26 protein-coding genes are annotated in these 25,119 nt (G+C 69.6%); 6 read left to right on the top strand and 20 right to left on the bottom strand.

Going from position 1 to position 25,119, the window contains the following annotated elements; genetic code table 11:
• The first annotated feature begins 5 nt into the window (after positions 1 to 5).
• Positions 6 to 929 (top strand): DUF1295 domain-containing protein, encoded by a 924-nt coding sequence (locus tag AB0N61_RS13340; RefSeq protein ID WP_363364745.1) that lies wholly within the window; start codon positions 6 to 8, stop codon positions 927 to 929.
• Here the strand turns inward: AB0N61_RS13340 and AB0N61_RS13335 are convergent, their stop codons facing one another.
• The 9 genes from AB0N61_RS13335 to AB0N61_RS13295 all read right to left on the bottom strand — a co-directional run bounded on the left by AB0N61_RS13335 (position 930) and on the right by AB0N61_RS13295 (position 10,726).
• Entirely contained in the window at positions 930 to 1,859 is a 930-nt protein-coding gene (locus AB0N61_RS13335; protein WP_363364743.1) for a DUF4862 family protein, read from the bottom strand.
• Positions 1,856 to 2,632, bottom strand: a complete 777-nt coding sequence (gene nagB, locus AB0N61_RS13330; RefSeq protein ID WP_363364741.1) for a glucosamine-6-phosphate deaminase — start codon at positions 2,630 to 2,632, stop codon at positions 1,856 to 1,858. The genes AB0N61_RS13335 and nagB overlap by 4 nt, the downstream gene beginning before the upstream one ends.
• Positions 2,632 to 3,315, bottom strand: coding sequence for an N-acetylmannosamine-6-phosphate 2-epimerase (locus AB0N61_RS13325; protein WP_363364739.1), 684 nt, complete (start codon positions 3,313 to 3,315; stop codon positions 2,632 to 2,634). The genes nagB and AB0N61_RS13325 overlap by 1 nt, the downstream gene beginning before the upstream one ends.
• Entirely contained in the window at positions 3,312 to 4,280 is a 969-nt protein-coding gene (locus AB0N61_RS13320) for an ROK family protein (RefSeq protein ID WP_363364737.1), read from the bottom strand. Before AB0N61_RS13320 ends, AB0N61_RS13325 begins: the two co-directional genes overlap by 4 nt.
• Positions 4,280 to 5,227, bottom strand: coding sequence for a dihydrodipicolinate synthase family protein (locus tag AB0N61_RS13315; protein WP_363364734.1), 948 nt, complete (start codon positions 5,225 to 5,227; stop codon positions 4,280 to 4,282). Before AB0N61_RS13315 ends, AB0N61_RS13320 begins: the two co-directional genes overlap by 1 nt.
• A 15-nt stretch (positions 5,228 to 5,242) precedes the next feature.
• The gene (locus AB0N61_RS13310; RefSeq protein ID WP_363364732.1) at positions 5,243 to 6,043 is read right to left on the bottom strand and encodes an ABC transporter ATP-binding protein; all 801 of its coding nucleotides are present in this window, start codon (positions 6,041 to 6,043) and stop codon (positions 5,243 to 5,245) included.
• The gene (locus AB0N61_RS13305) at positions 6,040 to 8,094 is read right to left on the bottom strand and encodes a dipeptide/oligopeptide/nickel ABC transporter permease/ATP-binding protein (protein WP_363364730.1); all 2,055 of its coding nucleotides are present in this window, start codon (positions 8,092 to 8,094) and stop codon (positions 6,040 to 6,042) included. The genes AB0N61_RS13310 and AB0N61_RS13305 overlap by 4 nt, the downstream gene beginning before the upstream one ends.
• Before the next feature lies 1 nt (position 8,095).
• Positions 8,096 to 9,052, bottom strand: coding sequence for an ABC transporter permease (locus AB0N61_RS13300; RefSeq protein ID WP_363364728.1), 957 nt, complete (start codon positions 9,050 to 9,052; stop codon positions 8,096 to 8,098).
• Positions 9,053 to 9,127: 75 nt separating this feature from the next.
• Positions 9,128 to 10,726 carry an ABC transporter substrate-binding protein gene (locus tag AB0N61_RS13295; protein WP_363364726.1) on the bottom strand — a complete coding sequence of 533 codons (1,599 nt, stop codon included), beginning with the start codon at positions 10,724 to 10,726 and terminating at the stop codon, positions 9,128 to 9,130.
• 128 nt (positions 10,727 to 10,854) lie between these two features.
• Between AB0N61_RS13295 and AB0N61_RS13290 the strand changes: the two genes are divergently transcribed.
• Positions 10,855 to 11,577, top strand: coding sequence for a FadR/GntR family transcriptional regulator (locus AB0N61_RS13290; RefSeq protein ID WP_363364724.1), 723 nt, complete (start codon positions 10,855 to 10,857; stop codon positions 11,575 to 11,577).
• A gap of 52 nt (positions 11,578 to 11,629) precedes the next feature.
• Here the strand turns inward: AB0N61_RS13290 and AB0N61_RS13285 are convergent, their stop codons facing one another.
• From AB0N61_RS13285 to AB0N61_RS13260, 6 genes are all read right to left on the bottom strand, one after another.
• The gene (locus AB0N61_RS13285) at positions 11,630 to 12,364 is read right to left on the bottom strand and encodes an anti-sigma factor (RefSeq protein ID WP_363364722.1); all 735 of its coding nucleotides are present in this window, start codon (positions 12,362 to 12,364) and stop codon (positions 11,630 to 11,632) included.
• Complete coding sequence (locus AB0N61_RS13280) at positions 12,348 to 12,908, bottom strand: sigma-70 family RNA polymerase sigma factor (RefSeq protein ID WP_167948206.1); 561 nt, start codon at positions 12,906 to 12,908, stop codon at positions 12,348 to 12,350. The genes AB0N61_RS13285 and AB0N61_RS13280 overlap by 17 nt, the downstream gene beginning before the upstream one ends.
• A 33-nt stretch (positions 12,909 to 12,941) precedes the next feature.
• Entirely contained in the window at positions 12,942 to 13,421 is a 480-nt protein-coding gene (locus AB0N61_RS13275) for a class F sortase (RefSeq protein ID WP_363364719.1), read from the bottom strand.
• Positions 13,422 to 13,606: 185 nt separating this feature from the next.
• The gene (locus tag AB0N61_RS13270) at positions 13,607 to 14,434 is read right to left on the bottom strand and encodes a DUF4397 domain-containing protein (protein WP_363364717.1); all 828 of its coding nucleotides are present in this window, start codon (positions 14,432 to 14,434) and stop codon (positions 13,607 to 13,609) included.
• A 96-nt stretch (positions 14,435 to 14,530) separates the two neighbouring features.
• A complete protein-coding gene (locus AB0N61_RS13265; RefSeq protein WP_167948203.1) occupies positions 14,531 to 14,842 on the bottom strand; it encodes a DUF2277 domain-containing protein in 312 nt (103 codons plus the stop codon).
• 101 nt (positions 14,843 to 14,943) lie between these two features.
• Complete coding sequence (locus tag AB0N61_RS13260) at positions 14,944 to 15,771, bottom strand: LuxR C-terminal-related transcriptional regulator (RefSeq protein WP_363364715.1); 828 nt, start codon at positions 15,769 to 15,771, stop codon at positions 14,944 to 14,946.
• A 95-nt stretch (positions 15,772 to 15,866) separates the two neighbouring features.
• On the opposite strand from AB0N61_RS13260, the gene hxlB reads away from it, so the two are divergent.
• Both hxlB and hxlA read left to right on the top strand, forming a co-directional pair.
• Positions 15,867 to 16,448, top strand: a complete 582-nt coding sequence (hxlB, locus tag AB0N61_RS13255; RefSeq protein WP_363364714.1) for a 6-phospho-3-hexuloisomerase — start codon at positions 15,867 to 15,869, stop codon at positions 16,446 to 16,448.
• A 46-nt stretch (positions 16,449 to 16,494) separates the two neighbouring features.
• The gene (hxlA, locus tag AB0N61_RS13250; RefSeq protein ID WP_363364712.1) at positions 16,495 to 17,118 is read left to right on the top strand and encodes a 3-hexulose-6-phosphate synthase; all 624 of its coding nucleotides are present in this window, start codon (positions 16,495 to 16,497) and stop codon (positions 17,116 to 17,118) included.
• Between the two features lie 81 nt (positions 17,119 to 17,199).
• On the opposite strand, the gene AB0N61_RS13245 is transcribed toward hxlA, so the two are convergent.
• The 5 genes from AB0N61_RS13245 to AB0N61_RS13225 are packed head-to-tail and all read right to left on the bottom strand — an operon-like array spanning position 17,200 to position 23,056.
• On the bottom strand, positions 17,200 to 18,507 hold the full coding sequence (locus AB0N61_RS13245; RefSeq protein ID WP_363364710.1) for an MFS transporter: 1,308 nt from the start codon (positions 18,505 to 18,507) through the stop codon (positions 17,200 to 17,202).
• A 20-nt stretch (positions 18,508 to 18,527) separates the two neighbouring features.
• The gene (locus AB0N61_RS13240) at positions 18,528 to 19,460 is read right to left on the bottom strand and encodes an amidohydrolase family protein (protein ID WP_363364709.1); all 933 of its coding nucleotides are present in this window, start codon (positions 19,458 to 19,460) and stop codon (positions 18,528 to 18,530) included.
• Positions 19,453 to 20,748: an MFS transporter gene (locus AB0N61_RS13235; protein ID WP_167948197.1), complete on the bottom strand. Its 1,296-nt coding sequence runs from the start codon at positions 20,746 to 20,748 to the stop codon at positions 19,453 to 19,455. Before AB0N61_RS13235 ends, AB0N61_RS13240 begins: the two co-directional genes overlap by 8 nt.
• A complete protein-coding gene (locus AB0N61_RS13230; protein WP_363364706.1) occupies positions 20,748 to 21,761 on the bottom strand; it encodes an amidohydrolase family protein in 1,014 nt (337 codons plus the stop codon). Before AB0N61_RS13230 ends, AB0N61_RS13235 begins: the two co-directional genes overlap by 1 nt.
• Complete coding sequence (locus AB0N61_RS13225; protein ID WP_363364704.1) at positions 21,758 to 23,056, bottom strand: homoserine dehydrogenase; 1,299 nt, start codon at positions 23,054 to 23,056, stop codon at positions 21,758 to 21,760. The genes AB0N61_RS13230 and AB0N61_RS13225 overlap by 4 nt, the downstream gene beginning before the upstream one ends.
• 164 nt (positions 23,057 to 23,220) lie before the next feature.
• Between AB0N61_RS13225 and otnK the strand changes: the two genes are divergently transcribed.
• Positions 23,221 to 24,468 carry a 3-oxo-tetronate kinase gene (gene otnK, locus AB0N61_RS13220; RefSeq protein WP_363364702.1) on the top strand — a complete coding sequence of 416 codons (1,248 nt, stop codon included), beginning with the start codon at positions 23,221 to 23,223 and terminating at the stop codon, positions 24,466 to 24,468.
• Positions 24,452 to 25,108: a class II aldolase/adducin family protein gene (locus AB0N61_RS13215; RefSeq protein WP_363364701.1), complete on the top strand. Its 657-nt coding sequence runs from the start codon at positions 24,452 to 24,454 to the stop codon at positions 25,106 to 25,108. The genes otnK and AB0N61_RS13215 overlap by 17 nt, the downstream gene beginning before the upstream one ends.
• The last annotated feature ends 11 nt before the right edge of the window (positions 25,109 to 25,119 follow it).

The following is a 25,119-nucleotide window of genomic DNA, read 5'->3' as shown; positions in this document are numbered from 1 at the left end:
ACACGATGTCCTCCCCCACCTCCTCCACCCCGAAGTCATCGCGCTCCTCGCTGATCGCGATCATCGTCGCCCTCGTGATCGGGGCCCTCGTCGCGCTCGCGGGCAGCCAGGGCGGTGCGACACTAGGCGGCATCCCGCTGTTCGCCCTCGCCGTTGCCGCGGCCTTCGGGATCCAGATCCTCGCCTTCATCCCCGCGATGCTCCTGCGCACCGAGCGGTTCTTCGACCTGACCGGCAGCCTCACGTTCCTCTCGATCTCCGTGGCCCTCGTGCTGCTGACGCCCATGCCCGATGCCCGGAGCTGGATCCTCGCCGCGATGGTGATCCTGTGGGCCGCACGCCTCGGATCGTTCCTCGCGATGCGCGTGCACAAGGCCGGATCCGACGGACGCTTCGACGAGATCAAGGGCAAGCCCGTGCGCTTCCTGCAGGTGTGGGTGATCCAGGGCGCCTGGGTGTCGATCACCGCGGCGGCGGCATGGATCGCGATCGGCACGGATGCCGCCTCGCGAGCGCCCATCGGATGGCTGACCGTCGTCGGCATCGTCGTGTGGGTGCTCGGCATGACGATCGAGATCGTCGCGGATGCGCAGAAGTCCGCGTTCCGCGCCGACCCCCGGAACAAGGACGAGTTCATCCGCACCGGCCTGTGGTCGCGATCGCGCCACCCCAACTACTTCGGCGAGATCGTCATCTGGATCGGCGTCTTCCTCACGGCAGCCCCCGTGCTCGCCGGCTGGCAGTGGGTCGCGATCCTGTCGCCGCTCTTCGTCATCCTGCTGCTGACGCGGGTGAGCGGCATTCCGCTGCTCGAAGCCCGCGCCGAGAAGAAGTGGGGCGACCGCGCCGACTACATCGAGTACCGCGAGAGCACGCCATCGCTGATCCCGCGGCTCACGCGGCCGGCGGTTCGCGAGCGCGTCGCGTAGCTATCCCGCCCGCAACGCTCGCAGATTGTCGTCGATCGTCCGGATCACGTCAGCCGCGGTCGTGTCGCCCGGGCGTCGGCTCACCTTCAACCCGAGCCGTTCGACCCCGCCGGCCGCGGCGAGCGCGGCCGCAACGTGGGCGGCATCCAGCAGCGACCCCGCAGCCGGGTCTGCTGCTGCGAGCGGCAGATGCCCGTCGGTCCAGGCCGGACCGTAGGGGCCGTCGACCGCGGCGGACCCCGAGAACGACAGCCCGACGAGCAGGCCGGATGCCGCAGCGACGGCGATCTGCTCGGTCACGGCGTCGGCGTCGCGGGTCTCGATCACGGAGCGCCCCCAGTTCAGCCAGAGCCCGATCGGGGAATCGGCCGAGAGGACGGCGCTGATCTCGTCGTCGAGCGACAGGAAGCCCTTCTGCCACGGGTGGTCCGTGGTCGCGGCGTCGCAGTGCTCGACGACCAGCTGCGCTCCCGCCCAGTCCCACTGGGAGATCTCGTCGAGCGAGGTGGCGAGACGCGAGCTGTCGCCGCCGCCCTGAGGAGCGGTGTGCAGAGCGACCACGGTCACCGACGCGTCGCTGTCGGCCGCGAGCAGACGCACGTCGTCGGCCACACCGCGCAGGTCGGCGAGCGCGGCACGACGTCCGTCATGATCGGGCGACGCGATGCCGTAGCGCGCATCAGCTCCGCACCTCTTCATCACCCAGGGGAGCGGGGTCACGGCGATCTCGGCGCCGGCGGGAACATGACTCAGGAACCAGTCCGGATCGTGTGGATGCAGGCGGCCCATCCACGGGACCTCCAACCCCGCGACGCCGGGGAGGGCGCAGAGCGCAGGCAGCAGCTCGCCCTCGAGATCGGGATCCCAGGTCGAGTGCGCGGGTGAGACGGCATACGAGCTGATCAGCAGCGGCGCGAGCGACACGGTCATGACACCAGGTGGCGGTGCGCCTGCGTGTGCCGGTAGTAGTCGGCGAGCGCGAGCTGCGATGCGGCCGCGTCGTCGACGAACACGGTGACGCGCGGATGATGCTGGAGGATCGTCGCGGGCCAGCGGGCTGACACCGCGCCCTCGACGAGCTGTGCGACGGCCTCGGCCTTCGCCTCACCGGTCGCGACGAGCACGATGCGTCGTGCGTCCATGATCGTGCCGAGCCCCTGAGTGAGGCAGTGGTACGGAACCGCCTCGACGTCGCCGCCGAAGAAGCGGGCGTTGTCCTCACGGGTCTGCGCGGTGAGCGTCTTCACTCGGGTGCGCGACGCCAGCGACGACCCGGGCTCATTGAACGCGATGTGCCCGTCGGTGCCGATGCCCAGGATCTGCAGGTCGACCCCGCCCGCTTCGCGGATCGCATCCTCGTACTCGGCGCACGCCGCGGTCAGATCAGCGGCGTCGCCGTTCGGGCCGCGCACCGCGCCGGGGACGAGGTCGACGCGCGAGACGAATTCGTCGTCGATCACCGTGCTGTAGCGGCACGGATGACCCGGTGGCAGACCGACGTACTCGTCGAGCATGAAGCCGCGGGCGCGGGCGAGCGTCAGCCTCCCTTGCGCGACGCGCTCGGCGACCGAGTCGTAGATGCGCAGGGGGCTCGATCCCGTCGCGAGGCCGAGCACGGCATCCGGCCGTTGCTCGATCAGCGCAGCGATGTCATCGGCGACGATCTCGCCGATCTCGTCTGCGGGGGCGATGACGACGTCCATCAGTGCTCCTCGGTGAGTGCGGCGACGAACCACGAGGTGATGGTCGCGGGATGGGTGATGGCCGTGCCGATGCACACGGCGAAGGCTCCGGCGGCGGCGGCGGCGGCTGCCTGAGCGGGCGAGTGGATCCGCCCTTCCGCCATGATCGGGGTGGTGCAGTGCGCGCTCAGCAGCGCGATCAGCTCGAGGTCGGGGCCCTCGGTCTTCGGCCGCTCGGACGTGTAGCCCGAGAGCGTCGTGCCGAGGATGTCGGCCCCTGCTCGCTCTGCCGCGAGGGCGTCGTCGAGCGAGCCGCAATCGGCCATGATCAGCGCATCCGTGTGCGCTCGCAGCCCCGCGATCGTCTCGTCGAGACTCAGGCCGTCGGGTCGCGGCCTGCGGGTCCCGTCGATCGCGACGATGTCGGCACCCGCGTCGGCGACCGCCTTCGCGTGCTCGAGCGTCGGCGTGATGAAGACGTCGGCGTCGCCGTCCTTCCACAGCCCGATCACCGGCACGGTCATGCCGGCCACCGCCCTGATGTCGTCGAGGCCCTGCACGCGGATGCCGGCGGCTCCGCCGACGACCGCCGCGTGCGCGACCTGCGCCATCGTGCGGGGGTCGCGCATGGCCTCGCCCGGGTAGGCCTGGCACGAGACGACGAGGCCCCCGCGCAGCACCTCGCGGATGTCGGTGGATGTCATATCGCCCTCCAGGCGGATGCTGCGGCGCCGCGCAGCGGTGCGTCATCGCCGAGCGTGCCCGGCAGGATCGGAGTGGACTGCAGCGCATCGATGGCATCGGCGGCGAAGGCGCGCCGCATCGGCGTCCACCAGGCGTCGCCGATCTTCGGCACTCCCCCGGTGATCACGATGCGCTCGGGATCGAGGATCGTGGCGGCTCCGGCGAGCGCGCGCCCGACGGCGGCGGCCGATTCACGGATCGCGCGCTGCGCGGTCGGGTCGCCGTCGGCTGCGGCGGCCGAGACGCCGCGGGCATCGGCGACGAGCGGGTCGCCGCCGAGTGAGCGGAAGTGCGCGTGCATCCCGATGCCCGAGCCGATGGCTTCGAGGTGCCCCGCGCGCCCGCAGGGGCAGCGCAGGTGCTCGGCACCCGGAGTCGGCAGATGGCCGATCTCGCCCGCGACGTGATGGGCGCCGCGCACGGCGGCGCCGTCGACGATGAGCCCGGCGCCGACGCCGGTGCCGATGGCGACGACGAGCACGCTCGCCGCTCCGGCCGCAGCGCCGTGCCGGTGCTCGCCTTCGGCGTGCGCGTCGACATCGTTCTGCACGACGACGGGGGCGTCCGGCACGAGCAGCTCCCCCAGCGCCTCGCGCACGAGCCCGGCCACGGGTGTGCCCGGCCAGTCGGCGAAGGTGTCGGTCGCCGAGACGATCGTGCCGGACGACGCGTCCACGACGCCCGCCGTTCCGATTCCCACACCCGCGAGCTGCGCCGCCGACGCGGCGAGAAGCCTTCGCGCCAGTCCCTCGACGGTCGAGATGACCGCCGCCGGTCCTTCCGCCGCTCTCGTCGGCGCCGTCTCGGCGCGCAGCAGCACGCCGTCTCGGTCGACGAGAGCCGCCGCCGTCTTGGTCCCGCCGATGTCGACCGCCAGCACGAGCTCGCGCGAAGGCACGGGGACCGGCACCGGCAGAGCCGCCATCAGGAGACGACGACCGGCAGCATCCCCTGCTCCGAGAGGATGCGGCGGATGCGCGAGACGGTGTCGTCGTCGAGCGACTGCACGGTGTCGGCCATGGTCGCGTAGTCGATGATGCCGCGCGCGTGCATGGCCGCCTTGAACGCGCCGACGCCGGTCGCGTCGCCCGAGAGGCCGCGCGGTTCGAAGACGATGTCGAACGCGCGGTTGATGCGCTCCTGTTCGGTGCGCGCCTCGGCCCAGTCGCCGCGCTGCGTGGCATCCCACAGCCGGACGTATCCTTCGGCTTCGACGTTCGCGAAGCCCGGCACCACGCCGTCGGCACCGGCCAGGGCCATGGCGTCGACGACGACCTCGTGGCCGGTGAGCAGCTGCAACGGGCGTCCGGCGGCGGAGTTCGCGGCGATCAGTCGGCGGAACCCGACATCATCGCCCGAGGAGTCCTTGACGCCGTGGATGACGCCCTCGGTGCCGAGCTGCACGAGCAGATCGATGCCGAGCTTGGAGTGCACCCGCACGGGCACGTCGTAGGCCCACAGCGGCACGTCGATCGCGGCGGCGATCGCACGGAAGTGATCGGCGATCTCAGCCGCCGAGTTCAGCGTGTAGAGCGGCGCCGTCGTGACGATCGCCTGCGCGCCCGCAGCGACCAGACGGCGAGCCGTCTCGATGATGCGCGGGGCGGTGAGCTCGATCGCTCCGGCGATGATCGGCACGCGACCGGCGTTCACCCGCACGATCGTGGTGAGCAGCTCGACGCGCTGGTCGTCGGTGAAGTAGGCGGTCTCACCCGTGGACCCGAGGGCGAAGAGGCCCGAGACGCCCTCGGTGAGGAGTCGCTCGACGAGCCGCTCGAGCGACACGTGGTCGATCGTGCCGTCGGGCAGCAGCGGAGTGGCGACGGGCGGGACGACACCGGTGAAGGTGACGGAGGAGGATGCAGCAGTCATGGTGTTCCGGTCTTTTCAGTTGGTCGGTTCGAGCAGCGAGGGCGCGGCGCCCAGCAGCGTTCTGGTGTAGTCGTCGGAGGGCGCGTCGAACACGTGAGCGGCGTCGCCGAACTCGACGACCCTCCCCCGGTTCATCACGGCGATCTCGTCTGACAGGTAGCGGACGGTCTGGATGTCATGCGAGATGAAGACCATGCCCAGGCCGAGCTGCTGCTTGAGGTCGGTGAGCAGGTTGAGGATCTGAGCCCGCACCGAGACGTCGAGCGCCGAGGTGGGTTCGTCGGCGACGATGACCTGCGGATCGAGCACCAGCGCCCTGGCGATCGCGACGCGCTGCCGCTGGCCGCCAGAGAGCTGGCTGGGCAGGGCCTCGAGTGCGGATGCCGGCAGCCCGACGAGCCCGACGAGGTCGCGCACCTTGCGGTCGCGGCTCGCGGGGGTGCCGAGCCGGTGCACCTGCATCGGGTCCAGCAGCGCATCACGCACGGTCATCCGGGCGTTCAGCGCCGTCGCCGGGTCCTGGAACACCACCGACAGGATGCGACCGAGGCGTCGGCGCACCGCGGGCGTGAACGACGTCACCGCCTCTCCGCCGAACACGACCCGGCCGCTCGTCGGCTTCTCGAGCCCGACCAGCACCTTCGCGGAGGTCGACTTGCCCGACCCCGACTCGCCCACGATGCCCAGCGTCTGGCCACGTTTCACGGTGAGCGAGACACCGCCCAGGGCGTCGACGTACTTCGGCCGGAACAGCGAGGAGGCACGTGTCTTGTAGCGGACGTGGACGTCGTCGAGCTCGATGACGGTGTCGCTCATCGTCCTGCTCCGATCGATTCGATGGGCGCGTCGTCGGGATGCGCCGAGTAGTAGTGGTCGGTTCCCTCGATCCGTCGACGCACCGGGGTGACCTCGGAATAGCGGGTCGGATCGGACGAACGGGGAGCGAAGCGGTCGCCCACGGGGAAGTCGCGCGGCGAGGGGACGACGCCGGACACCTGGTGCAGCCTGTCCGACCCCGCCTCGATCGAGAGCACGGCGCCGAGCAGTCCCTGCGTGTACTCGTGCACCGGCTGCGTGAGGATCTCGCGGGTCGTGCCCTGCTCGACGACCTGTCCGGCGTACATCACCGTGATGCGGTGCGCGAGCTCGGCGACCAGGGCGAGGTCGTGCGACACGAAGACGAGGGCGAAGCCGAGCTCCCGCTGCAGCCGCATGAGCAGCTCGACGACCTGCGCCTGCACCGTCACGTCGAGCGCTGTGGTCGGCTCGTCGGCGATCACGAGCCGCGGATCGCGGGTGAGCGCCATCGCGATCAGCACGCGCTGCCGCTGACCGCCCGACAGCTCGTGCGGGTACGACGCGAGCGTGCGCGCGGGGTCGAGGCCGACCAGCTCGAGCAGGTCCTCGGCCGTGCGGGTGCCGCCGCGCGAGGTGAGCTGCTTCATCTGGGAGCGGATGAGCATCGCCGGGTTCAGCGAGCTCAGCGCGTCCTGGTAGATCATCGCGATGTCGTGTCCGCGCAGCGCATTGCGCTGCTTCGGTGTCATCTGCAGCAGATCCTGACCGTCGAAGAGGATTCGTCCTCGCACGTCGGCCTTCGGGTCGAGAAGGCCCATGATCGCGAGCGAGGTGATCGACTTGCCGCAGCCCGACTCGCCCACCAGCGCCATGGTCTCGCCGGGGCGCACCGTGAAGCTGACGTGGTCGACCACGTCGACGTCGCCGTGCCGCGGGAACGAGATGCAGAGATCCTGGACGTCGAGCAGCGGCGCGGCGTCACCCTGATAGACGAGACGGTCGGTGCGCGCGAGCTCGCGCTGACGCAGATCGGCGAGGCGCTCGGCGAGAGGCACCGCGGGAGCGACCGGCACCAGCACGTCCGGCACCCCGCTCGGAACGGAGAGGTTGACGGACGTGTCGACCGTGACGATCACGTTCGTGTCGTCGGGGCCGGCGGCCGCCTCTTCGAGCTCGTGCGTCGACTCCTCGGTGTTCGCGGCATCCGCGCTGATCTTGCGTGCACGCGGCGACACCATCGCATCCGTCATCCCCTCGGAGAGGATGTTGAGGCACAGCACCGTGATCATGATCAGGATGCCGGGGAAGAACGTCGCCCACCACGCCCCGCTCATGAGCAGGTTGCGCCCGGCGGCGATCACGTTGCCCCACGAGGGCTCGGGGTCGGGCACACCCGCCTGCAGGAACGACAGCGACGCCTCGAACACGATCGCGTCGGCGACCAGCACGGTCGCGAAGACGAGCACGGGCGCCATCGCGTTGCGGGCGACGTGCTTCGCGATGATCCGCGGGGTGCCCGCGCCCAGGACGCGCACGGCCGAGACGTAGTCCTCGCCGTACTGGTCGAGGATGTTCGCCCAGATGATGCGGGTGAGCTGCGGCACGTAGAGGAAGGCGATCGTCAGCACGAGCACCGGCAGGGACTTGCCGAACACCGCGACGAACACCGCGGCGAGCGCGATGCCGGGGAACGACATCACGACGTCCATCACCCGCATCAGCGTCTCGGAGATCCAGCGCGGAGCCGTGGCGGCGATGGTGCCGAACACGCAGGCGGCGGCGAGCGCGACCAGTGTCGCGCCGAGGCCGATCACCAGGGAGTACCTGGCGCCGTAGACCAGCCGCGAGAAGATGTCGCGGCCCTGGCGGTCGGTTCCGAACCAGTGCTCGGCGCTCGGCGGCTGCACCGGCGGACCGGAGGCCAGCGGATCGAACGGGGCGATCAGCGGAGCCGCGATCGCCGCCAGGGCGATCACCGCGAGCACCGCGATGCAGATCACCGACCCGAGGGAGAGCCCGCCGAAGCGGAGGCCAGGAACCGAGAGTCGTTCAGTCAGTTTGCGTCGCATGTCACACCGCCCGGATTCGGGGATTGATGAGCACGTACAGGAGGTCGACGATGATGTTGATCACCACGAAGGCCAGTGACACTGCGAGAGTCACGCCCTGCACGAGATTGGGTTCGTTGTTGGTCACGCCGTTGAGGATCAGCGTGCCCATGCCGGGGATCGCGAAGATGATCTCGATCACCACCGCCCCGCCGAGCAGGTAGCCGATGCGCAGACCGAGCACGGTCACGGGGGTGATGAGCGCGTTGCGCAGCACGTTGCGGCCCACGACGATGGTGCGCGGGATGCCGGCACCGAGTGCGGTGCGCACGTAGTCGCGGTCGAGCTCCTCGACCATCGACGTGCGCACGACACGCGACAGCTGGCCGATCACGGGCACGGCGAGGGCGATGGCCGGCAGCGCCATGCGGGCGAGCCACCCTGACGGGTCCTCCCAGAAGTCCGGGAGCGGCCCGGATGCGGGGAGCACGTTCAGCCCCAGCGTGAAGAGCTGGATGAGCAGGATCGCCAGCCAGAAGGAGGGCGTCGACAGCGACGCGACCCCGATGATGCGGATGAGCTGGTCGGGCCAGCGGTCGCGGTAGACGGCGGCGAGGACGCCGATCACGAAGGCGACGATGACGGCGATGAGAAGGCCGAGGAAGGTGAGGGCGAGCGTCACGGGGAATGCCCGCACGACCTCGTCGATCACGGGGAGGCTCCGCGCCGAGTAGGTGCCGAGGTTGCCCTGCAGCAGACCGAGCAGGAAGGTGACGTAGCGCACCAGCAGCGGCTGATCGAGGCCGTACTGCTCCCGGTAGGCGTCGAGCGCCTCGGGGGATGCGGTCTCCCCGAGCGCGGTGCGGGCGGGGTCGACGGGCGAGAACGACATCACGAAGAACACGAGGAACGTGATGCCGAGGATCATGAACGGCAGCTGCAGCAGCCGCCGTCCGATGAGGCGGAGCGTGTGGGACACGTGCCGCTCCTTCCAGGTTCGGGGAGGTGTGGCGGGGATGCGCTCGGGCGCGCATCCCCGCCGTGAGGGTTGGGGCTACTTCGCCGCCACTCCGACGTCGAGGAACGACAGACCGGTGGTGGGGACGGGAGCGAACCCGACGAGCTCCTGGCTGTTCCACGCGGTGGGGAGCTTGCGGTGGAACAGCGGATACAGCACGGCCTCGTCCGAGAGCAGGTCATAGGCCTTGTCCCACGTGGCCTGCTGCTCGTCGCCCTGCTGCTGCACGGCGTCGTCGAGGAGCGTGCGCAGTTCGGCGTACTCGGGCGAGTCCGCCCAGTTGGTGCGGGTCTGGGTCCAGACGTTCTCGCCGTACCACCAGTTCATCAGCAGGTCGGGGTCGACGCCGAAGACCGACGGGTCTCCCGGGGCGATCGCGACCGTGTAGTCGCCGGAGTCGACCTTCTCGTACATCGCAGCCGACTGCCCGATGTCGAGCGTCGTGTCGATGCCGACGGCGTCGAGCGACTCCTTGATCAGAGGCGCGACCTCCTTCACCCAGCCGGTGTCGGTGGTGAGCAGCGTGATCGACAGGTCGTCGACGCCCGCCTCCGCCAGCAGCTCCTCGGCCTTGCCGGGGTCGTAGGTGTAGACCGTCGACGCCTTGTTGTAGTTCGGGTACGTCTCGGGCAGGAACGACGTGGCGGGGGTCGCGTTGCCCAGCATCCCGGTCTCGATGATCTTGTCCATGTCGAGCGCGTAGTGCATGGCCTGGCGCACTCGCACGTCGTCGAAGGGCGCCGCCTTCGTGTTGAACATCATGAAGAGCAGGCCGAACGACTGCACGCTCTCGACGTCGGCGGCGGATGCCAGGGAGTCGACGTCGATGTATGGCACGTCCTCCATCGCCTGGATGGTGCCGGTCGACATGGCCGTGACCCGGGCGGAGGCGTCGGACAGCAGGTTCCAGTTCATGCCGGCGGCCAGTGCCGGGTGCGGGCCGTTGTAGTCGTCGTAGCGCTCGAAGACGAGCTTGTCCTCGGGAACGGCGGAGACGAGCGAGTACGGGCCCGAGCCGACGGGGTTCGCACCGAAGCCCTCGGGGTCTGCCTCGACGACGGCCTTCGGAACGATCTTGACGACGCCGAGACGCTCGTTGATGAGCGAGAACGGGTAGTCGGTGGTGATCTGCACCGTGTCGTCGTCTACCGCGGTCACGGTGTCGACGAAATCGATGAATGTCCGGAACAGCGAGTTGTTGTCGGGGTTCAGCACGCGCTCGTAGCTGAAGACCACGTCGTCTGCGGTGACCGGATCGCCGTTCTGGAACGTCGCGCCCTCGCGCAGGTCGATCTCGTAGGTGGTGTCGTCGATCTTGGTCGGCAGGTCGGCGGCCAGCGCGGGCGCGGCCTTCTGCGTCACGGGGTCGAGGTCGACGAGCCCTTCGAAGACGTGCCAGTTCGCCGAGACCGTGACGGCGCCGGAGGCGACCATCGGGTCGAAGCTGCCGTTCAGCGTGTACGAGATGCCCGCTTCGATGATCGCGTCGGGGTCGACGTCGCCGGCCGCGGCGCTGTCGCCGGGCGCGGGGTTCGCGCCGGCGGCGCAGCCGGCGAGGACGACGGCGGCGGCGACGGTGCCGGCGATCAGTGTCGTGAATCGACCCGCACGGCGGCGGGTGACGTGTCGGTTCATGTGTGCTCCAGGGTGGGTGGGGGACATCTTGAGGACATCTGATGTCTGATGTACTCTAAACACACGTTCGATCGAATCACAAGAGTGAGATGATCGGAGCGTTTCGGTCGGGACGAGAGGGAGACCAGATGAAGTCCACCACGAGTAGGGCATCGCGGATGCGGCGCTCGACGACGGCGGATCAGATCAAGCAGCTCATCATCGCCCGCGGGCTGACCCCCGGCGATCCACTCCCGACCGAGGCCGAACTCTGCGAAGAGCTCGACGTATCGCGCTCGTCGGTGAGGGAGGCGATCCGCACCCTGTCGACCCTCGACATCGTCGATGTGCGACACGGCCACGGCACCTACGTCGGACCGATGTCACTGGATCCGATGGTCGAGGCGCTGGTCTTCCGCGGAGTCCTCTCCCCCGAGGGGTCCCTGCAGTCCCTGCGGGAGGTCGTCGAGGTCCGCCTCGCTCTCGACCTCTCGATGGCCGAGCGCGTGGTCGCGGCTGCCCAGGTCGACGCCGGCGGAGAGCTCGACGAGCTGGTGGCCGAGATGGTCGACAAGGCGAGCAGAGGCGAGCGCTTCCTCGAGGCCGACCGCCTGTTCCACACGAAGCTCTTCGACGCGATCGGCAACCGACTCGTCGGTCAGCTCGTCGGCGCCTTCTGGGATGTGCACACGGCCGTGCTCCCCCAGCTCGACATCGATCAGCCCGACGACATCCACCAGACCGCGGTCGCGCACGGCGACATGCTCGCCGCCGTGCGGGCGGGCGACGTCGACGCGTACCGCGAGGCCGTGATCGAGCACTACCGTCCGCTGCAGCGCGTGCTCGCACAGGCCGGCAGCGGGAGCGCCTGACCCGAGCGGCTCGGCGCACGCTCGCGGAGCTGCGGCGACGGACGCTCGGCGCTCAGGCGAAGTCGAGCTCGCCGCGCACGATCGAATCCCCCGAGTGCGCCGGGTCGCCGTCGACGGGCTCGAAGGAGATGTCGACCAGGCGGTACTCGTCGAGGTCCACATCGTCGGGCACCCGGAACGTGCCCGACGGCTCGTCGAGCACCCCCAGGCTAATCAGCGCCTGACCGTCTTCGCGGATGAGCCACACCTCGCGGTACTCGCCGGCGGTGCGCTCATCGCCGTCGAGAGTCACCGTCAGCGTGAGCCGCCCGTCACCGTCGTCGCCGATCTGGGCCCGCCCCGTCGCGCCGGGGTGATCGGGGAACGCCGCGAGCTCGGCCGAGGCGATCACCGCGGACGTGGGCGTCAGCGTGCGGGCGATCCAGACGCCTGCGCCGATCGCGACGACGAGCGCCATCGACGCCGCGAGGATCCACACGGTGGCCAAGGAGCGACGGCGCGACCGCACGCGAACGCGGAGCTGCGGAACAGCCGCCTCGGACGCCGGGTCGGCGGCGACCGCTGCGGTGAGCCCGAGCTCGCCGTGGATCCTCGACCAGACGTCGGCGGGCGGTGACTCCAGATCGCCCTCGACGACGCTGGCGCGCGCCACGAGCGCTACCCGAGACATCTCGGCGACCTCGGCGGCGCAGGACTCGCACTCGACGAGGTGCTCCCTGTCGGCGTCGGACCCGGCGGGTTCGCCCATCGCGATCAGGGCGATCTCGTCGTCATCGAGATGTGACACGGTTCACCTCCAATCGGTCGCGCATGCGGGCAAGGCTTCGGCGGATATGGCTCTTCACGGTGCCGAGCGGCATCCCCATTCTGTGTGAGATCTCTTCGTGGGTCAGGTCATCGTAGAAGGCCAGCCGCATGACGGCCTGCGCGTCCGGCGCCAGCTGCTGCAGCTCGCTCGAGAGCAGCAGAGTCTCGGACAGATCGATCGATTCCGAGACGAGCGCGTCGGGCGGGGTGAGACGCTCCATCTCGGCCTGCAGCTGCTGCACCTTCGCCCGCGCCTCGAAGGTGTCGGCGATCCGGCGCCGCGCGATCGTGATCAGCCAGGTCGACAGTCGGGCCTTCGAGGAGTCGTACCCCGCCCGCGAATTCCACGCCGACACGAACGTGCGCTGGGTGACGTCTTCGGCGTCACCGCGATCTCCGAGCGAGCGCAGCGCCAGAGTGAAGACGACGGGCGACCAGCGCCGGTAGAGCTCCGCGAGCGCCTGCTCGTCGCCCGCGACAAAACGTCGATCGAGCGCCGCCTCGGCTTCGGTGGTCTCATCCACCCGGAGTCTCCTCTCCACGGTGATCGCCTCGCCTCATCGCGGGACCGCCACCGCGACCACGTTATCGCGGTAGTGCCCGGTCTGGCTGTCGAAAGGTCCACCGCACGTCACCAGCACCAGCGCCGAGGGTCCACCGCGCTGGAAGAGCTCGTCGGTCGGCAGAGCCGCCTTCTCGTAGTAGGTCAGCGACTGCACCACGAACTCGCGGCTGCTGCCGTCGGCGGCGGTGAGGCGGATGGTCTCGCCCGCGGGCACGTCCCGCAGGCGAGCGAGCGGTCCGATCGGATAGTCGACCGCGTCGACGTGCGCTGCGATCAGAATCCGGCCGCTCGTGCTCGTGGCATCCGCTCCGTATCGGTACCAGCCGGCTATGGCGGGGTCCACCGGCAGTTCCATCTGTCCCGTGTCGGCCACCCCGACGTCCGTCACCGGCATGTCGATGGCGAGCGAGGGGATGGCCAGACCCACCGGAGCGACCGATGCGGTCGGGGTGGGGAGAGCACCCGGCCGCACGGCGACGTCTCTGGTGGGAGTGGGAGGGACGGGCGATGGAGTCGTGGGGGGCGACTCCGTGGAAGGAGGGAGATCCGCGCCCGCCCCTCCCGGTGTGCATGCCACGAGGCACGCCGCGGTGACCAGGGCCCCGAGCGTCAGGATGACGCGGCGTGGACCGGCGTTCCGCTGCGTGCCTCGGAGCATCAGCGCACCGTCTGGCGGCGACGGACGATCAGGCCCGCGCCCACAGCGGTCGCGATCGTGAGGGCGACGAGGCCGGCCGAGAGGAGCGCGTTCGCCGAGGCGTCCTGCTGTGCGAGGTAGCCCGCGGTGCCCGAGGGCACACCGTCGGGGTTGGAGTGGAGTCCCGAGATCGTCTGAGCGGCGATCGCGAGGTTGCCGTCTTCGGCGCTGCCCCACGCGTAGACGATCGTGTTGACGCCCTCTTCGATCGCGACGTCTGCCGGACCGATGACCGGATCGGTCGTGCCCGTCAGGGCGACGGCCGCCGACACCGTGCCGGCCGGGAGGTCGAGCTTCGCCTCGTTCGGGTTCGTGAGATTCTCGATCACGGGCGATCCGCCGGCGAGGACGTCGACCGCGGGGGCCGCGGCGGTGTGACGCACGGTCAGCCGCCCCTGACCGGGAGCGGTCTGCGAGATGTCGTTGGTGAAGAGGGTGAGCCCTGGGTCGCCCGCCTCGGTCAGGTGGGCCACAGCGGTGTAGTTCCCGCCGGAATCGAGAGCGATGGTCGCGGGCCCGAGGATCGGAGCGCTCGCGTCAGCCGCGTCCGGCGCGGTGAGAGCGACCTCGTACGAACCCGCCGGAAGCTCGAGCGGACCGGCCAGATCTCCCGGTGCGAAGTCGTCGAGGGTCAGCTCCCCGTTCACGTACACGTCGACGGGGGTGTCGGGAATGGCGTGCAGTACCGAGAGCTGTGCGGCCTGGGTGGTGGCGGCGCCGGCCGGCATGGCCAGAGAGAGAGCGGTGATCATTCCGACGGCGAGGCCGGCGGCGACTGTCTTGCGCATCTGTTCCTCCTGTTCGGGGACCGCCCTGCGCGGCCCTTCATAGGAGTTGTTCCCGGGGAACCCGGGGTTTGGATGCACCCGGATGGATTTTTCTCGTCAGTCGGCCCGTGCCGCGCGCTTGGCCTGCTGGAAGACGCGGATCGCCTCATATCTCTCGGCCGACCGCGCCTGCCTCTTCTCGCGCTGCTCGTCGCGATTCTTCGGAGGTGCGGTCGTCACGAGACCGTCGAGCAGCTGCCGCACCGAGCGTTCGATCTCGGCGACGGCATGGTCGAAGACGTCCTGGTTCGCCCGCGACGGCGCGTTCGTTCCTGAGATCTTTCGGACGAACTGCACGGCGGCCTCGTGGCACTCGTCGTCGGTCGCCGGTGGCGCGAGGTTGTTCAGCGGGATGATGTTGCGGCACATGCCTGTAACGCTAGAACGCTGAGCGCGGGAGTCAAGAGGGGCGGGCGCGACGGCATCCGGCCCCTCCTTTCGACCAGGCGCTCCCCTACCCGTCCGGGCGGTCAGCCGCGCGCGATGGCGGCGAGTTCGACGCGCGACCCGGCACCGGACTTGCGCAGCAGATTCGACACGTGGAACTTGACCGTGTTCTCGCTCACGCTCAAGGTCTCGGCGATCTCTCGGTTGCGACGCCCCGCAGCCACCAGGCGGAGAACGTCGCGCTCGCGGGGGCTCGCGTCGATCGCATCCGGTAGCTCACCGGGCTCGGCGGGCGGGTCGAGGGGCAGGCGGATGCCGACCTCCGACCCCCATCCGGGCGTCGACGCCACCGACAGGTCGCCGGACAGCGCCGAGACCTGCTCGGCGATCGGGCGCAGCGCGTCATCGTGAGCCGTCAGGTCTCCGCGGCCGTCGTCGCGGATGGCGATCAGCAGATTGAGTCCGTCGCAGTCCCACTGGATGCGCACGCGCCGCGTCTCGCCGCGGTCGACGATCGCCAGCACGGTGCTCCGCACGATCGACCGCGCCGAGTGCGCGATCACCCCCGGGAGCGCCCGACCGTTGGCCGGCGGCTCGACGAACTGCACGTCGAGCTCGCTGTACCGGACGAGCGGCCGGAGGTCTCCCCTCAGGCGGTCGAAGGCTCCCGTCACCGGTTCGAGTCCCGCACCCTGCTCGTCGTTGTGAGTCCGGAGTCCGACCAGCGCCCCAGCCGCGACGTCGACTGCGATCGTGCGCGCCGCCCGGTCATCGAGGCGCTGCGAGCGCAGCGTCGCGAGGAGCGACTCGAGGGTGAGGGCGTAGCGGTCGCGCTGCTCGGCGAGAGCGAGGGCGTGGTCTGCGGCCAGGCGGCGAGATGCCACGGCGCCCGCCTGTTCGTCGATGCTCATGGGGACCTACTCTATCCGCCCCCATTCTTTCGGGTGGGCAGGAACGGTCCTGAGGTAGGAGCCCTCGACTTCCCGATGCCCCCGAGAGTGGAGAGATGCCTCTCACCGCCACGATCTCGCCCGGCGCTGCCATCTCGCTCGTCGCGAACCAGCTACTCCAGGTCGCCGAGCGCACCAGCATCGCGAACGCGCATCAGCTCATCGATCTGGCAGACCTGATCGCTGACGCCGACCGCGTCTTCCTCCTCGGCGCGGGACGCTCAGGGCTCGCACTCCGGATGACGGCGATGCGTCTCATGCATCTCGGGCTCGACACGCACGTGGTCGGCGAGACCACAACCCCCGCGATCGCCGCCGGCGACCTGCTGCTCACGGCGAGCGGGTCAGGAACCACCGACTCGATCGTCCGGGCGGCGCACCGGGCGTCATCGGTCGGGGCGCGCATCGCCGCGATCACGACCGCAGAGACCTCTCCCCTGTCGGAGCTCGCCGACGTCGTCGTGCGGGTGCCGGCGGCCCAGAAGCTCGACCGCACGTCCGACACCTCGCAGCAGTACGCCGCGAGCCTGTTCGAGCAGGCCGTCGTCGTCATCGGAGACGGCCTCTTCCACGCACTCTGGCAGCGCCAGGGCACCAGCGCCGACGACCTGTGGCCGCGCCACGCGAACCTCGAATGAGCGGCTGCCGCCCCACCATCCACCCCGCAGAACGAACGGAACACCTATGAAACTGCAGTTCGCCATCGACACACTCAGCACCGAGAAGGCCCTCGAGCTGGCTGCGGCTGCCGCCGCTCACGTCGACATCCTCGAGCTCGGCACCCCGTTGATCAAGAGCGAGGGCCTGTCGGCGATCACCGCGCTCAAGAGCGCTCACCCCGACAAGGTCATCTTCGCCGACCTCAAGACCATGGATGCCGGCGAGCTCGAGGCCGACATCGCCTTCGGCGCCGGCGCCGACCTCGTGACCGTGCTCGGCGCCGCCGACGACAGCACGATCGCCGGTGCGGTGAAGGCCGCGAAGAAGCACGGCAAGGGCATCGTGGTCGACCTGATCGGCGTGGCCGACAAGCCGGCACGCGCGCAGCAGGTCATCGGCCTCGGCGCAGAGTTCGTCGAGATGCACGCAGGGCTCGACGAGCAGGCGCAGGACGGCTACTCGCTCGACAGCCTGCTCACCGACGGCACGGCATCCGGGGTCGCCTTCTCGGTGGCCGGCGGCGTCAACGCGTCGAGCATCGCCGCCGTGCAGGCATCCGGCGCTCAGGTCGCCGTCGCCGGCAGTGCGATCTACAGCGCGGAGAACGTCGCAGACGCCGCCGCCGCGCTGCGCGCCGCGATCAGCTGAACTGCGCACCACGATCCACGCCGAAGCCCCCGCACGCGATCGCGCGCGGGGGCTTCGTCGGTCTCGAGAAAGCAGCGGGGACTACTTCGAGACCAGCTCCGAGGGGAGGTCCTTCGCCGAGGCGACTGCGCGGTGCTGGCGCACGGTCATCGTGAGGATCGCGCCCACGATCATGATGCCGCCGGTGATGTAGAGCGCGATCGTCGCGACGCCGGTGGTGTCCTTCACGAAGCCGATCAGGTACGGCGCCGCGAAGCCGGCGAGGTTGCCGGTCGAGTTGATGAGTGCGATTCCGCCCGCGAGCGCGGTGCCGGCGAGCATCGAGGTCTGGAAGCTCCAGAAGATCGCCGGGATCGAGAGCGCACCGGCATTCGCGAGGCAGAGTCCGATGATGCCCCAGACCGGGTCGGTGCCCGCGATGATGCAGATCGCGAATCCGGTGGCGCTGAGCAGGAATGCCGCGGCGATGAACTTCCGTCGCTCGCCTGCACGGTCCGACAGGAATCCGAACGTCACCATCGACACGATCGCGGCGAGGCTCGGCAGCGCGCTGAGGAATCCGATCTGCACGGTGTCGGTGATGCCGAGGTCGCCGATGAGCGTGGGCAACCAGAAGCTGATGCCGTAGAGGGCGAAGTTGTAGGAGAAGTACACCGCGGTGAGCAGCCAGATCAGCTTGCTCGTGAACACCTTGCGCAGCGGAGTCTCGGCCTCGTCGACCCGCTCTGCGGCGAGCAGGGAGCCGAGTCGGTCACGCTCGGGCTCGGTGAGCCAGGTGACGGTGCGGTAGTCCTCCTGCAGGCAGAACAGAATCACGATGCCGAGCAGCACGGTCGGGATCGCCTCGATCACGAACAGCCACTGCCAGCCCGCGTGACCCCAGACGCCGTCCATGCCGCTGAGGATGAAGCCCGAGACGGGGCCTCCGATGAGTCCCGACGACGCGAGCGCGATGTAGAAGATGCCCCAGGCGCGGCCGCGACGGCTGGCCGGGAACCAGTGGGCCATGTAGAAGAGGATGCCGGGGATGAACCCCGCCTCGGCGACACCCAGCAGGAACCGCAGCAGGTAGAACATCCACTCGCTGTCGACGATGAACATCAGACCCGAGATGATGCCCCAGGTGATCATGATGCGCGCGATCCAGCGACGCGCGCCGACCTTGGCGAGGATGAGGTTCGAGGGGATCTCGAAGATGAAGTACCCGATGAAGAAGAGTCCGGCGCCGAGGCCGTAGACCACGTTGGAGAACCCGAGGTCGGCGCTCATGGTCGCCTGCGCGTAGCCGATGTTCACACGGTCGAGGTAGGAGAGGAAGAAGCCGAGCATCGCGAGCGGGAGCACGCGCAGCATCACCTTCCGGAAGAGCTTGTCGTCATTGACGGTCATGAGGGGTCCTTGGTCTGTGATCAGGTCGTGGAGTCGGAGAGAGGTCGGGGGTCGTACACGCGCTGAGCGGTGTCGTGGAAGACCGCACGCTGGGCGTCGGCGTCGAAGGTCGAGAGGATCTCGCGGTAGCCGTCGACCAGTCCGCGGTAGTCGATGAACATGCCGTCGACGGGGAAGTTGCTGCCGAACATCACCCGCTCGGCGCCGAAGATCCGCACGAGGTCCTCGATCGGACCCCGGTTCGCCTGCACGGTCCAGGGCGTGCCGGCGACGCAGAGTCCGGATGCCTTGATGACGACGTTGGGGGCCTCGGCGATCCGCTCGAGGGCGGCACGCCAGGCGGCGACCGTCTCGGCATCGCGAGACGACAGCACGCCCGCATGATCGATCACCAGTGTCGTCTCGGGAAAGTCGACGGCGAGACGGTGCGCCTCGTCGAGGTTCCACCACGGGGTCTGCAGGTCGAAGTGCAGGCCGTGTCCGCCGAGGCGGGCGTAGCCCTCGCGCCACGCGTCGTCGCTCAGCAGCGACCGCCTCCCTGCGGCGACCTCGGCGGGCGACGTGGGCCCTCCGGGCTTGTGCCGCACGCTCTTCACGGCGGGCACCGCGGCCAGCTCGCTCAGGCGCTGAGCGGCATCCGGAGCATCGAGCCAGGCCTGCGCGACCATGGAGCCAGGCACCCCCGACTCCTCGCGGTAGCGCTCGACCGTGCGCACCTCGGCCAGTCCGTCGCCCGGCACCCACTCGGCTTCCATGTAGACCGAGGCGACGACACCCGTCGCCTCGATGTCCGCCAGGTAGTCCGTCGGCAGGTAGTCGCGCTTGATCGGCTCGTAGTCGCCGTACCGGTGGGCGACGCTCGCCCCCGGAGCGAGCCAGGGGTGACGCGCCAGACCGAGATCCCACACGTGGTGATGAGAGTCGGTGATCGGCCCGTCGTAGAGGTCAGGCATGCACCGCCGCCTTGCGCACTCCGCGCCCCTCGAAGTCGATCGAGAGCGAGCCGACCAGATAGATCGCGGCGCAGACCGCGAGGTAGATGAGCACGGCGGTGTAGCCGCCGGTGAACTGAACCAGAAGACCCGCGACGATCGGCACGATGATTCCCGCCGAGGTGCCGGCGAAGTTCATCACGCCGCCGACCACGCCGACGCGCTCAGGCTTGGCGAGACGACCCGGGATCGTCCAGTACAGACCGCCGAACAGGTTGAAGAAGACGCCGATGCAGAGCAGGGTCACCGCGGTCCCGGCATCGTTCACGAAGGGCAGCGCCGCCAGCGCGATCAGGCTCAGCGCACCCGACCCGCCGAACAGCAGCTTGAACGCGCGGTTCGGCGACATGCGCTTCTGCAGGGTGTCGGCGAGGATGCCGCTGAGGATCTCACCGAACGCTCCGCACAGGAAGATGAGGAACGTGGCGAAGCCCATCGCCGCGAGGTCGAGGCCCCGGGCCTGCGACAGGTACGTGGGACCCCAGGTGACCAGGCCCCAGAACACCATCGCCCAGCCGATGCGTCCGACGACCATCCAGAACACGGTCGCCCGGCTCATGCCCGGCGGCTCCTCCTCGACGCGCTCCTCGACGCCGCCCGAGCGGATCAGCTCCTCCTCGGCGCGGTTGACGAGCGGATGCTCCGACGGATGGTTGCGGATGAACAGCGCCACGCCGATGCCGATCACGACGGTCGCGAGACCGATGATGATGAACGACCAGCGCCACGATCCGGTCGCCGTGATCAGGCCGGTGACCACGAGCGCACCGAAGGCCGAGCCCAGAGGCGCACCGGAGTCGATGAGCGTGACGCCGGTGGATCGATGCTTCGCGGGCAGCCAGCGGGTGACCAGCTTGTTGGCCGAGGGCATGTACGGCGCCTCGAAGGCACCGAGGCCGAGGCGGCTGAGCACCAGCATCACGGCGTTGACGGCGAGACCCGCGAGTGCCGTGAAGGAGCCCCAGATCACCGCGGCGATGCCGATCACGCGGCGCGGTCCGAACCTGTCGGCCGCTGCGCCGCCGGGGATCTGGAACAGGCAGTACGTCCAGAAGAAGGCGGAGAGGATGAGACCCTGCACGGCGGGTTCGAGCAGGAACTCGGCGCTGATCGTGGGCAGGGCGACCGAGAGCGACGCCCGGTCGATGCAGTTGATCGTGTAGAAGACGAAGAGCACGACGATGACCCACCAGCGGATCTTCGTGGGGCGTGCGGTGCGGGCGGCGGTGCCCTGGTCGACGGTGGTCATCAGTGGTCCTCGGAGAGTGCGGCGGTGGCGGGTGATTCGGTGGCGGGCGACGACAGGTCGAGCCGGTAGACGCGCGCGGCCGTGCGGTGGAACAGTGCGTCGAGGCCGTCGGCATCGAGATCTGCGGCCCCGGCGAGGATCGTGTCCATGACCTCGTCGAAGTCGGCCGCGGTGAGCGTCGCGACCGGCAGGTTCGAGGCGAACAGCGCGCGGTCGGCGCCGAAGATCGCGAGGGTGTCGCGCACGACGACCTCGTTCGACGGTCGATCCCAGCGGTTGCGGTGCAGGCCGAGCTCCGAGACCTTGACGACGGTGCGGGGCAGCGCGGCGAGGCGCTCCATGCCGTCGCGCCAGAGACGAAGGCCCTCGTCGGAGCGATCGAGCGGCAGACCGCAGTGGTTCACGACCACGGGCAGCTCGGGGAAGTCGGCGAGCACGTCTGCAGCTTCGGACAGGTGATAGTAGGGCACCCGCAGGTCCCACGAGAATCCGTGTGCGGCGAGCGCTGCGATCCCCTCGACCCACTGCGGGTCGTGGAGGGTGCCCGTCCCCGTCGCGCTGTCGCCGGCGCGACGCGCGATCACGGGCTTCGAGCGGATGCCGCGCACGATCGGCCGCTGCGCGTGGGCGGCGAGCACCTCGTCGCGATCGGGCTGCAGGAAGCCGACGTGTGCGACGGCGGCGATCGGGAGGCGCCCGCCGGTGGCGTCGCTGAGCCTCTGCAGGAAGTCATCCTCCGCGACCTGCTCGCTGCGGCTGCGCTCCGCCTCGCAGTGCACCGTCGCGACGATGTCCCAGCCCGCCGTCTCGGCGAGGTACTCGCGCGGCAGGAAGGTGCGACGCATGGCGTTGTAGTCGCCGAGGAAGAAGTCCTCGTTGTACTCGTCCTGGATCCAGGGCCAGTGTCCGTCGCCGTCGAGGTCCCAGAAGTGATGATGGGCGTCGACGATCCGCAGCTCGTACCCTTCGGGCAGGCGAGCCTGGCGGATGCGGCGAGCTGCCTCGACGGTCACAGCCGCACACCCTCCACGAACGCGGCGCGCACGTCGTCGGCGATGCCCTCGAGGTCGGAGATGCGGATGAGCTCGCCCTCGGCCACGTCACGCGCGAGCCGCGCGCCGGAGAGCAGGTAGTACGCCGCGGCGAGCGCCTCGTCGGTGTCGCTCAGTGCGTCGTCGCGGTCGATGATCACGGGCCGAACGCCGTCGATCTCGTGGTGGTGGCCGCGCACCTCGAAGGTCGTGCCGGCGGTGAGCGCGGCCGACGAGCGGGCGGCGAGCACGGTGTGGTGGCGCGGCGCGGCGAACGGCGTCGCGCCCGAGACCACGGCGTCGATCGTGAGCGGTGTCTCCACGCCCATGAAGTGATACGGCCAGTAGATGCAGGCGTACTCGCCCGAGCGCGAGACGATGTGCCCCTTGCCCGCGAGCAGCTCCCACACCTCGTCGTCGCCGGTGGTGACGATCGTGAAGACACCCCCGGCGAAGCTCGTCTCGCCGGGCAGGCGCAGAGCCGAGAAGACGTCGACGGCGCGGTCGGTGTCGATCAGCCCGCCGTCGGAGCGGCGGGCGTAGATGTCGGCGAGCTCGCTGGGGCGCGCGACGGGGTAGTGCATGCGCTCTGTGTCGGCTGTGGCCCCGGAGTAGAGCGAGACGACGGCCATCTCGCACGAGTCGGCGGCCGCGGCGCGCTTGAGCGGAGCGACGATCTCGGCGCGAGCGGCGAGCGTCTCGTGAATGTCGTCGGCGAGGAACAGGTGGTCGACGAGGCCTGCGGCGTCGATGCGCTCACCCTGCTGGTCGAGGATGCCGGTGGCGGGGTCGAAGACGAGGTCGTATTCGCCGGACTTCCCGAGCGCGACCACGTGCAGACCGACCTTCTCGACCCAGTCGAGCAGGCGCAGCAGGTTGGCGGGCTGGTCGCCGTCGCCGGGCAGGTAGCCGACCCCGCGCTCGCGAGCCGCCGTGGCGAGCGAGACACCGGCGACGCTCTCGATCTCCTTGCTCACCATCACGACGTGGATGCCGCGGCTGATCGCCTCTGCGACATAGCGGTAGCCCGCCTCGACCCGGCCGGATGCCTCGACGAGCACGTCGATCTCGTCCCAGCGGACGTCGTCGTGACCGGGGATCGCCTCGGCGTCGGGGAGCCCGCCGAGATCGGAGATGAGGGTGCGCACTCCGTCGACGTCGGGGTCGATGAGCTGTGTGGCCGTCATCCGATCGATCGACCGGAGCTGGGCGAGGAAGGTGCGGCCGAAGCCTCCACGTGCGCCGGTGAGAGCGACGCGGATAGGAGCGCGGGTCATCGGTGGTCCCCTCTGCACGGGACGTTCCGTGCGGTCGTGCGGTGCCTGAGGAGCGGGTTCTCCCGTGGGCGTCGATCACTTTTCCACAGTCATACAGAATTATCAAATTTGTTCACATGGATTCACACGTGGTCAAATGGTGTCACCTATTCCGAGGAGGACGCGTGATCGAAATCGGCGCAGTCGCAGACGACTTCACCGGCGCGACGGATCTCGCCATCGCGCTGCGCGAGCGCGGCTTCCGTGCGGTGGTGTCGATCGAGGATGCACCTCTCGACCCGCGGGAACTGGGCGATGCGGATGCCGTCGTCGTGGCCCTGAAGACGCGCACCGCTCCGGTCGCCGATGCCGTCGCGCAGAGCGTGCGGGCGGTCACGGCGCTCGAGGCGGTCGACGCGCAGCGCTTCTACGTCAAGTACTGCTCGACCTTCGACTCCACCCCAGAGGGCAACATCGGCCCGATCCTCGACGCCGTGATGGACGAGCTCGGCGAACAGCGCACGATCGTCGTGCCCTCCTTCCCCGACAACGGCCGCACCGTCTACCGCGGCCACCTCTTCGTGGGCGACGATCTGCTCGAGCACTCTCCCATGCGCCATCACCCCCTCACCCCGATGACGCAGTCGCGTCTGCGCGACATCCTCGCCCCGCAGACCTCCCGCGACATCGGCGAGATCGCCGCGCCGACGGTCTGGGCCGGCCCGAGGTCGCTCCGCGACGCCCTCGCCGCCGAACCCGCCGGCTATACCGTCGTGGATGCGATCACCGATGCCGATCTCGAGACCATCGCGACAGCGGTGTCGGACTGGCGCGTCGTGAGCGGCGGGGCGGGACTCGCGCTCGGCATGACCGGCCCGCGACCCGGCACCCTCTCGCAGATCGCGCGGACTCCCGGGCGACGCCTGATCGTGTGCGGCAGCGCCTCGGCGAAGACCCGCGCACAGATCGCGCAGGCGGCCGAGACACTGCCGACCCGCAAGCTCGACATCGAGGCGATCGCAGCCGACCCCGAGCGCGTCATCATCGAGACGGTGTCGTGGCTGCAGGGTCTGGCCGATGACGAGATCCCCGTCGTGTACTCGGTCGGCTCGCTCGATGACATCCGCCGCGGATCCGCGGGCAACACCGTCGCCCACCGCATCGAAGAGGTGCTCTCGGAGATCGTCTCCCGAGCGGTCGAGAACGTGGGCGTCACACAGGTGATCGTCGCCGGCGGCGAGACCTCGGGCGCGGTCGTGCACCGCCTCGGCATCGAGCGCCTGCACATCGGCCCCCGCATCGCGCCCGGCGTCTGCTGGAGCGCCGCCGACTCGGCGCACGGCGCACTCACCATCGCACTCAAGTCGGGCAACTTCGGTTCCGACGACATGTTCACCACCGCCTGGAGGGCGCTCGATGACCTCACCGATTGACGACCTGATCGCCGCGGGCGCGCGTGTCGCGGCCGCCGGGATCAGCCCCGGCAGCAGCGGCAATGTCAGCATCCTCGCCGGAAACCTCGTCTACATGACGGGAACGGGCACCGACCTCGGTCGGCTGTCGGAGCCGGACATCGCCGTGGTCACCCTCGAGGGCGAGTTCGTGCGCGGCGCCAAGCCCTCCAAGGAGCTGGCTCTGCACCTGGCCTTCTACGCGAAGAATCCCGGTCACTCGGCGGTCGTGCATCTGCACTCGCCGTTCGCGGTGGCCGCCAGCTGCCTCGAACCCTGGTCCGAGGCGAGTGCGATCCCGCCGCTCACCCCGTACTTCGTGATGCGCGTCGGGCAGACCCCGCTCGTCCCCTTCCGTGTTCCCGGCGATCCCGACCTCGCAGCCCAGCTGCTGGCCCTGCCGCTTCCGTTCCAAGGCGCCCTGCTCGCCAATCACGGGCAGATCGTCTCGGCGACCGGGCTGGATGCGGCGATCGAAGCCGCGATCGAACTCGAAGAGGCGTGCCGCATCACGCTGCTGACCGATGGGAAGTCCCGGCGACTGCTGCCCGCTGACGACGTGGCAGAACTGGCCGCCCGGTGGGGCACCCCATGGACCGAGAGCGCCACCCTCGTTCGCTAGGCTGACCACGA

It is taken from the genome of Microbacterium sp. NPDC089320 (assembly GCF_040684875.1).
Classification (GTDB): Bacteria; Actinomycetota; Actinomycetes; order Actinomycetales; family Microbacteriaceae; genus Microbacterium.
This window is presented reverse-complemented; position numbering and strand designations above follow the sequence as displayed.

Coding starts and splice junctions, on each gene's coding strand:
- AB0N61_RS13235 (WP_167948197.1), bottom strand. CDS start 20,748: ATGACCACCGTCGACCAGGGCACCGCCGCCCGCACCGCACGCCCCACG.
- AB0N61_RS13340 (WP_363364745.1), top strand. CDS start 6: ATGTCCTCCCCCACCTCCTCCACCCCGAAGTCATCGCGCTCCTCGCTG.
- hxlB (WP_363364714.1), top strand. CDS start 15,867: ATGCCTCTCACCGCCACGATCTCGCCCGGCGCTGCCATCTCGCTCGTC.
- AB0N61_RS13290 (WP_363364724.1), top strand. CDS start 10,855: ATGAAGTCCACCACGAGTAGGGCATCGCGGATGCGGCGCTCGACGACG.
- nagB (WP_363364741.1), bottom strand. CDS start 2,632: ATGGACGTCGTCATCGCCCCCGCAGACGAGATCGGCGAGATCGTCGCC.
- AB0N61_RS13315 (WP_363364734.1), bottom strand. CDS start 5,227: ATGACTGCTGCATCCTCCTCCGTCACCTTCACCGGTGTCGTCCCGCCC.
- AB0N61_RS13260 (WP_363364715.1), bottom strand. CDS start 15,771: ATGAGCATCGACGAACAGGCGGGCGCCGTGGCATCTCGCCGCCTGGCC.
- AB0N61_RS13245 (WP_363364710.1), bottom strand. CDS start 18,507: ATGACCGTCAATGACGACAAGCTCTTCCGGAAGGTGATGCTGCGCGTG.
- AB0N61_RS13265 (WP_167948203.1), bottom strand. CDS start 14,842: ATGTGCCGCAACATCATCCCGCTGAACAACCTCGCGCCACCGGCGACC.
- AB0N61_RS13240 (WP_363364709.1), bottom strand. CDS start 19,460: ATGCCTGACCTCTACGACGGGCCGATCACCGACTCTCATCACCACGTG.
- AB0N61_RS13320 (WP_363364737.1), bottom strand. CDS start 4,280: ATGGCGGCTCTGCCGGTGCCGGTCCCCGTGCCTTCGCGCGAGCTCGTG.
- AB0N61_RS13215 (WP_363364701.1), top strand. CDS start 24,452: ATGACCTCACCGATTGACGACCTGATCGCCGCGGGCGCGCGTGTCGCG.
- AB0N61_RS13325 (WP_363364739.1), bottom strand. CDS start 3,315: ATGACATCCACCGACATCCGCGAGGTGCTGCGCGGGGGCCTCGTCGTC.
- AB0N61_RS13310 (WP_363364732.1), bottom strand. CDS start 6,043: ATGAGCGACACCGTCATCGAGCTCGACGACGTCCACGTCCGCTACAAG.
- AB0N61_RS13305 (WP_363364730.1), bottom strand. CDS start 8,094: ATGCGACGCAAACTGACTGAACGACTCTCGGTTCCTGGCCTCCGCTTC.
- hxlA (WP_363364712.1), top strand. CDS start 16,495: ATGAAACTGCAGTTCGCCATCGACACACTCAGCACCGAGAAGGCCCTC.
- AB0N61_RS13295 (WP_363364726.1), bottom strand. CDS start 10,726: ATGAACCGACACGTCACCCGCCGCCGTGCGGGTCGATTCACGACACTG.
- AB0N61_RS13335 (WP_363364743.1), bottom strand. CDS start 1,859: ATGACCGTGTCGCTCGCGCCGCTGCTGATCAGCTCGTATGCCGTCTCA.
- AB0N61_RS13270 (WP_363364717.1), bottom strand. CDS start 14,434: ATGCGCAAGACAGTCGCCGCCGGCCTCGCCGTCGGAATGATCACCGCT.
- AB0N61_RS13225 (WP_363364704.1), bottom strand. CDS start 23,056: ATGACCCGCGCTCCTATCCGCGTCGCTCTCACCGGCGCACGTGGAGGC.